The organism is Catenulispora subtropica (assembly GCF_039531675.1).
In the GTDB taxonomy this organism is placed as follows: domain Bacteria; phylum Actinomycetota; class Actinomycetes; order Streptomycetales; family Catenulisporaceae; genus Catenulispora; species Catenulispora subtropica.
In genome coordinates this window covers 69,115-75,520 of record NZ_BAAAQM010000054.1, presented here as the reverse complement: position 1 = coordinate 75,520, position 6,406 = coordinate 69,115, and the positions used below count along the sequence as shown (strand labels likewise).

General features: G+C 71.9%; 6 protein-coding genes and 1 pseudogene. 5 read left to right on the top strand and 2 right to left on the bottom strand.

The annotated features are described in order from the left end of the window. The 3 genes and pseudogenes from ABD466_RS34790 to ABD466_RS34780 all read left to right on the top strand — a co-directional run. Positions 1-660, top strand: a pseudogene (locus tag ABD466_RS34790) (TPM domain-containing protein); the annotation flags it as partial. 86 nt (positions 661-746) lie between these two features. After that, positions 747-968 (top strand): PspA/IM30 family protein, encoded by a 222-nt coding sequence (locus tag ABD466_RS44565; protein WP_425558820.1) that lies wholly within the window; start codon positions 747-749, stop codon positions 966-968. Next, positions 968-2,704 carry a helicase HerA-like domain-containing protein gene (locus ABD466_RS34780; protein ID WP_344661494.1) on the top strand — a complete coding sequence of 579 codons (1,737 nt, stop codon included), beginning with the start codon at positions 968-970 and terminating at the stop codon, positions 2,702-2,704. Before ABD466_RS44565 ends, ABD466_RS34780 begins: the two co-directional genes overlap by 1 nt. Here the strand turns inward: ABD466_RS34780 and ABD466_RS34775 are convergent. Then, on the bottom strand, positions 2,667-4,073 hold the full coding sequence (locus ABD466_RS34775) for an MFS transporter (RefSeq protein WP_344661493.1): 1,407 nt from the start codon (positions 4,071-4,073) through the stop codon (positions 2,667-2,669). The genes ABD466_RS34780 and ABD466_RS34775 overlap by 38 nt on opposite strands. Next, on the bottom strand, positions 4,070-4,630 hold the full coding sequence (locus ABD466_RS34770) for a TetR/AcrR family transcriptional regulator (protein ID WP_344661496.1): 561 nt from the start codon (positions 4,628-4,630) through the stop codon (positions 4,070-4,072). Before ABD466_RS34770 ends, ABD466_RS34775 begins: the two co-directional genes overlap by 4 nt. Before the next feature lie 271 nt (positions 4,631-4,901). On the opposite strand from ABD466_RS34770, the gene ABD466_RS34765 reads away from it, so the two are divergent. After that, on the top strand, positions 4,902-5,729 hold the full coding sequence (locus tag ABD466_RS34765) for an SAM-dependent methyltransferase (RefSeq protein ID WP_344661492.1): 828 nt from the start codon (positions 4,902-4,904) through the stop codon (positions 5,727-5,729). Positions 5,730-5,868: 139 nt separating this feature from the next. Further along, entirely contained in the window at positions 5,869-6,369 is a 501-nt protein-coding gene (locus ABD466_RS34760) for a hypothetical protein (RefSeq protein ID WP_344661491.1), read from the top strand. The last annotated feature ends 37 nt before the right edge of the window (positions 6,370-6,406 follow it).

The following is a 6,406-nucleotide window of genomic DNA, read 5'->3' as shown; positions in this document are numbered from 1 at the left end:
GGCGCGGCGTCGGCGGACCTGGCCGGGCGCGCCGGGCGCGCGCTGCGGGTCGCCGCCGCGGTGCGGGCCGAGCTCACCGGCCGCTACGACCCCCTCGACGCGCTGCGCCGCGCCGAGGAGGCCGACGCGCTGCTCGACGAGGCGCTGAGCGCGGTCCGGGAACAGGAGCAGGACGATCGCGAGCAGGACAACCGCCGGGCACGCAGCCTGCTGGAGCAGGCCACGATGACCGCGCGCAGCGAGATCGCCGCCGCGGAGGACTTTGTCATGACCCGGCGCGGCGCCGTCGGCAGCCAGGCCCGGACGCGGCTGGCCGAGGCCAAGCGGCTGCTCCAGCAGTCCTCGGCCGTCGCCGGCGGAGACCCGTCCCGGGCGCTCGCCCTGGCTCAGCAGGCCGACCAGCTGGCCCGGCAGGCGCTGGCCGCCGCGCAGAGCGATGCCGACCGGTACCAGTCCCCGTACGGCGGCGGCCGGTCCGGCAGCTCGCTGGGCGGCGCCGTCCTGGGCGGCATCATTCTCGGCGACCTGTTCGGCGGCGGCCGGAGCGGGGGCGGCGGCTGGCCCGTGCCGTCCCGCGGCGGACTCGCGGGCGGCGGGGGGCCGGGCAGCTTCGGTGGCGGCGGCACGCGCGGCCGGTTCGGCGGCGGGGGCAGGTTCTGACGGTGCGGCGACAACAACGACAGCGACGGCGACGGCATCAGCGACGGCAGCGACGGCAGCGACCCACGGCGAGAAAGGCACTCCCGATGACCAAGCAGACCATCCTCGGTCGCGTGAAGCAGCTGGCCAGGGCCGACATCAACGCTCTGCTGGACTCGGCCGAGGACCCGCAGAAGATGTTTGAGGCGAAGGTCGAGGGCACGCGAGGGCTCGCTGTCTCGTCGCTGGACGCCCAGTTCAACGGCTTGGCGGGCCTGGCCGACAAGGCCGAGATCGGCAAGCGCCCGGCCGTCCTGAAGGCGCAGTGATGGCCGCGAAGAAGAGCGCCGCGGCCGCTGAGGGTGCCGCAAGTGGGGCCACCCGCCCGACCAACCGCCCGACCTCCCGCCCGACCACCGGCCCGATCACCGGCCCGACTACCAACCCAACCATCGAACCGACCACTGACTCGAACGCCGAACCGACCACCGACCCGGCCCGGGCCATCGCCGACGGCTACGCCTTCGACGGCCCGGTCCTGGAGTTCGGGGCGCTCGTCGTGGACGGCGAGCCGCGCGCGGACCTCCAGATCCGGGTGCCGCTGGCCATGATGAACCGGCACGGCCTCGTCGCCGGGGCGACCGGCACCGGCAAGACCAAGACCCTGCAGGGCATGGCCGAGCAGCTTTCGGCGGCCGGAGTGCCGGTGTTCCTGGCCGACATGAAGGGCGACCTGTCCGGGATGGCCGTGCCCGGCAACGGCGATGAGAAGCTGCTGGCCCGGACGAGCGCCGTCGGCCAGCAGTGGACTGCGAAGTCCTTCCCCTGCGAGGTCTACGCCCTCGGCGGGGAGGGCACCGGCGTCCCGATCCGCGCCACCGTCTCGGCGTTCGGCCCGACCATGCTGGCCAAGGTCCTCGGACTGAACGCCACCCAGGAGTCCTCGCTCGGTCTGGTCTTCCACTACGCCGACACCAAGGGCTGGCTGCTGCTGGACCTCAAGGACCTGCGCAGCGTGGTGCAGTACCTGGTCAGCGACGAGGGCAAGGCCGAGCTGAAGACGATCGGCGGCCTGTCGCCGCAGACCGCCGGCGTGATCCTGCGCGAGCTGGTCGCGTTCGAGGCCAAGGGCGCCGCGCCGTTCTTCGGTGAGACCGAGTTCGACGCCATGGACCTGATCCGCACCGCCCCCGACGGGCGCGGCGTGGTGTCGCTGCTGGAACTGCCCGGCGTGGCCGGCCGCCCCGAGCTGTTCTCCACCTTCCTGATGTGGCTGATCGCCGAGCTCTTCGAACGGCTGCCCGAGGTCGGCGACCTGGACCGGCCCAAGCTCGTGTTCTTCTTCGATGAGGCCCACCTGCTCTTCACCGGTGCCTCCAAGGAGTTCCTGTCCGCGATCACGCAGGCCGTGCGCCTCATCCGGTCCAAGGGCGTCGGCATCTTCTTCGTCACGCAGACCCCGAAGGACGTGCCCGGCGACGTGCTGGCCCAGCTCGGCAACCGCGTCCAGCACGCCCTGCGCGCCTACACCCCGGACGACGCCAAGGCACTCAAAGCGACCGTGTCCACGTTCCCGAAGTCCGGCTACGACCTCGGCGAACTCCTGCAGCAACTCGGCATCGGCGAAGCCGTGGTGACCGTGCTGTCGGAGAAGGGCGCCCCTGCGCCGGTCGCGTGGACCCGGCTGCGCGCGCCGGAATCACTGATGGCCGCGGCCGACACGGCGGTCGTACAGGGCCTGGTGGCCGCCTCGCCGATGGCGCCGAAGTACGGCCCGGCGATCGACCGCGAATCGGCCTACGAGATCCTCGCCGCCCACGAACTCGAGGCACAGCAGGCCGCCGAGCAGGCCGCGGCGCAGAAGGCGATGGAGGAGGAGAACAAACGTCGGGAGGCCGAGTCGGCCCGCCTCGAACGCGAAACCCGGCGGCGCGCCCCCGCGGCGTCCAAAGCGCCGCCGAACCTCATCGACCAGTACCTGGGCACCGGGACCGTGAAGCAGGCCGTGAACACCGCGGTCCGCGAACTCACACGGAGTATCTTCGGGACCAGGAAGCGCCGCTGACTGTGAGGCCGAGCGCGACCACCGTCACCGCCGCGCCCATCCAAGCGGCGGTGCCGTAGCCGCTCTCATCCGGGAACACGGCGCCGGCCGGCGTGCTCGCGGCCAGCAGCAGGGCGCTGAGAGTGCTGCCGACCGAGAACCCGATGCTGCGCACCACCTGGTTCACGCCCATGGCACTCGCCGTCTCCTGAGCCGGGGTGACGGCGAGGATCACCGCCGGCATGGCCGCGGAGAACACGCCGACGCCGAACCCGAGCGACGACATGGCGACCAGTGGCCCGGCCAGGGTGCCGCGGACCGTCGCGAACACTACGAAGGCGGCGAGGACGACCACCGTGGCACAGCTGAGCAGCGCAGGCGCTGACACCCTCATGCGTAGACGAGGGCTGATACGCCCCGCGATGAATCCGAGGATCGAGAACGGTACGAGGAACAACCCGGCCGTGAACGTGCTGAGCCCGAACCCGTACCCGGCGGCGTGCGGCGTCTGGACGTAGCGCGTGATGCACGACAGCAGCAGATACATGCCCGCACCCGCGATGAGCATCGCCGCGTTCGCCGCCGCCACGGCGTGGTGACGCAGCAACCGCAGATCGACCAACGGCGCCGGCGACACCCGCTCCCGCCACACCCAGGCGGCCAGCAGCACCAGCGCCGCGACCACCAGTCCGACGGCGACCGCGGGATGGTGCTGCCACAAACCGGCCTCGCCCAGCACGAACAACAACACGAGCAACCCGCCGCCGAGCAGCACGCTGGCCGCCGCGTCCGGCGGAGGCGCCGCGGCCTGCCGCGAATCAGGGAACGCCCGCGCCGCCGCCAGCAGCGCGATCGTCGTTCCCACCAGCCCCGCGCCGTACGCCGCCCGGATCCCGCCGACGTCCGTCAGATACCCGGCCAGCGGATACCCGATCCCGACGCCCACCGTGGACGCCACCGAGATCATCGCGACGGTCGCCGCCGACCGTGCCGCGTCCAGATGCTCCCGCGCCGCCGCCATCAGCAACGGCAGCAACGCCAGCCCGCACCCCTGCGCCGCGCGCCCCACGATCAGGACCGGAAACGACAAGGGCAGCACCGTCAGGACGCTGCCGAAGACGATGACGCCGAGCGTGCCCACCACCACCGGACGCCGGCGCGCGCCGGTGCCCAGGCGGCCCAGCACCGGCGTCGCCACCGCGCCGACCAGCAACGACACCGTCAACGTCCACTGCGCCGCCGCGAGCGAGACGTGCAGCGTGGTCGCGACACTCGTGATCAACGGCGAGCCCAGACTGCCCGCGACCGCCACCACCAGCGCTATCGCCAGCAGTGTCCGGGTCAGCGACTCCGTCCGCCGGTCCTCGGCGGCCACCGATGCGGCGGTCACCGGTTCGTCTCAGAGGTGATGTGGGTGAACAGCCCCGGCTGGATCCGCGTCCGAACCCCCAGGGCCCACGGCTCGTCCAGCTCCCGCAGCTCCAGCGCCGCACTGTTGTTCAGCAGCATCCCGAACGCCAGGAACGACTTCACCGCCACCGGATCCAGCCCCGTCGTGTCCGCGACCGTGTGCCACATCCGCGCGAAGCTCTCCCGCACGGCGTCCCGCACCTCCGGCTCGCTGGCCGCCGCGAAACCCTGCAACTGCAACAGCAGCGCCGTCCGGTCGCCGAGCAGCGCGTCGTAGGTCCGGCCCATCGCCGACAGCGCCTCCAGGCCGGAACGGTCGCCGGCCGCCGCCCGCATCGAGCCGGTCAGCTGCTCGAACGCCTGCTTCACCACCTGGATGAACAAGGCCCGCTTCGAGCCGAACAGCCGGAAGACGTACGCCTGCGTGATCTCCGCCCGGCGCGCGATGGTCTCGGTCGACGTGCCGTGCAGCCCGCCGACCGCGAACTCCTCCGCCGCGATCGCCAGGATCTGGGCCCGGCGCTCGTCGGCGCTCATCTTCTTCTGTACTGCCGCCATGCTGGCATGTTACTAGTCACTTACAAGTAACACGGTGTCTGATGCGCCACATCGGCGCGCTCCTCAGGGCCGACGCACGATCCACATCATCAGCGCTCGCCGGATCACCATCGTGAACCGCATCGTCGTTCTCCTCGGAGATCGTCAGGAGTGGTCAAGGCGTTGTTGCGATGCTCCCGGTACCCGGTGGCCGGGATCGAAACGTGAGGGGACTGATCACCCACCGGGATCCGGCGGTACCTTGGGACCCATGGACGCGATCGAGGTTGCGGAGCTGGCCCTGAGCCTCCCCGACGTTGACCCCTCACAGCCGAGCCCGGCCCGGATCTACGACTTCTGGCTGGGCGGCAGCCAGAACTTCGAGGCGGACCGCGAGGCCGGGCGGCGGGCCGCCACGGCGATGCCGACGCTGGTGGCGGCGATCCGCGCCAACCGGGCCTTCCTGGGCCGGGTGGTGCGGCACCTGGCCGGGACCGCCGGCATCACCCAGTTCCTGGACCTGGGCTCCGGGGTGCCGACGGTCGGCAACGTGCACGAGGTCGCGATGGCCGTGAACCCCGACGTCAAGGTGGTCTACGTCGACATCGACCAGGTGGCCATCGCCCACGCCCGGCACCTGCTGAAGGACGTGGACGGCGCCGAGGCCGTGCTGGCCGACCTGCGGCGCCCGGAGACGGTGCTGGAGCACCCGCTGATGCGGCGGACGCTCGACCTGTCCCGGCCGGTGGCGGTGCTGATGAACGCCGTGCTGCACTTCATCCCGGACGAGGAGGACCCGGCCGGGATCGTCGCCGCCTACGTCGGCGCGACCGCGCCCGGCAGCTACCTGGCGCTCTCGCACGCCGCCCCGGACCTGGCCCACCCCGGCGAGCAGCAGGAGATGCTCGACGACTACCGGCGCTCCACCCGGGTGCCGTTCATCAACCGGGAGCCCGAGCAGGTCGCCGGCTGGCTGGACGGCCTGGAGATCGAGCCTCCGGGGCTGGTCACGGTCGACCGGTGGCAGCCGGAGCCGAACAGCGCCGAGGTGTCGATCCTGCGGACGTACGGGGTCCTGGCGCGCGTCCCGGAGCGCTGACCGCGCCGCGTTCCATCCACCCGGCTTCCACCCGGCTTCCACCCGGCTTCCATCCGCGGGTGGAAGCCGTTGCACCCCCTGAGCTGCGAATCTTTCAGTGTCAGCAAGAACGCGGCAGCTCAAGAGGGGAAGACGGACCATGGACGCCGGCATCTGGATCGTGAACATCATCGTGTTGGCCTCGGTGCTGGGCACCGACCTGGGCCGGCGCAAGGTCGGCGCGGCGCGGCTGCTGCGGCCGATGATCGCCGCGGCGGTGATCGTGCCGCTCTACGTCAAGCACCCGGCCACCGACGGCACGGGACTGGTCCTGGAACTGGCCGGCGCCGCCGTCGGGCTGCTGCTCGGCCTGGCCGCCGCCGCTCTGCTCAAGGTGCGCCGGGACGAGGCCGGGGTGGTGCGCACCCAGGCCGGAGCTTGGTACGCCGCGCTGTGGACCGCGGTGATCGGCGCCCGCCTGATGTTCTCCTACGGTGCCAACCACTGGTTCACCCACCAGCTCGGCACCTGGATGTACGACCACCGGGTCACGGTCGACGCCCTGACCGACACCCTGATCGTGATGGCCATCGCGATGCTGCTCGGCCGCACCGGCGCCCTGGCCGTCAAGCGCGGCAACGCCGCCGGCCTGGCCGCCTGAGCCACCGACGTGAAAGGTCCGCCGAGCGAACGCTCGG

Bases quoted from the DNA above. Each gene is read 5' to 3' on its own strand.
- ABD466_RS44565 (WP_425558820.1), top strand. From the start codon at position 747: ATGACCAAGCAGACCATCCTCGGTCGCGTGAAGCAGCTGGCCAGGGCC.
- ABD466_RS34780 (WP_344661494.1), top strand. From the start codon at position 968: ATGGCCGCGAAGAAGAGCGCCGCGGCCGCTGAGGGTGCCGCAAGTGGG.
- ABD466_RS34770 (WP_344661496.1), bottom strand. From the start codon at position 4,630: ATGAGCGCCGACGAGCGCCGGGCCCAGATCCTGGCGATCGCGGCGGAG.
- ABD466_RS34765 (WP_344661492.1), top strand. From the start codon at position 4,902: ATGGACGCGATCGAGGTTGCGGAGCTGGCCCTGAGCCTCCCCGACGTT.
- ABD466_RS34760 (WP_344661491.1), top strand. From the start codon at position 5,869: ATGGACGCCGGCATCTGGATCGTGAACATCATCGTGTTGGCCTCGGTG.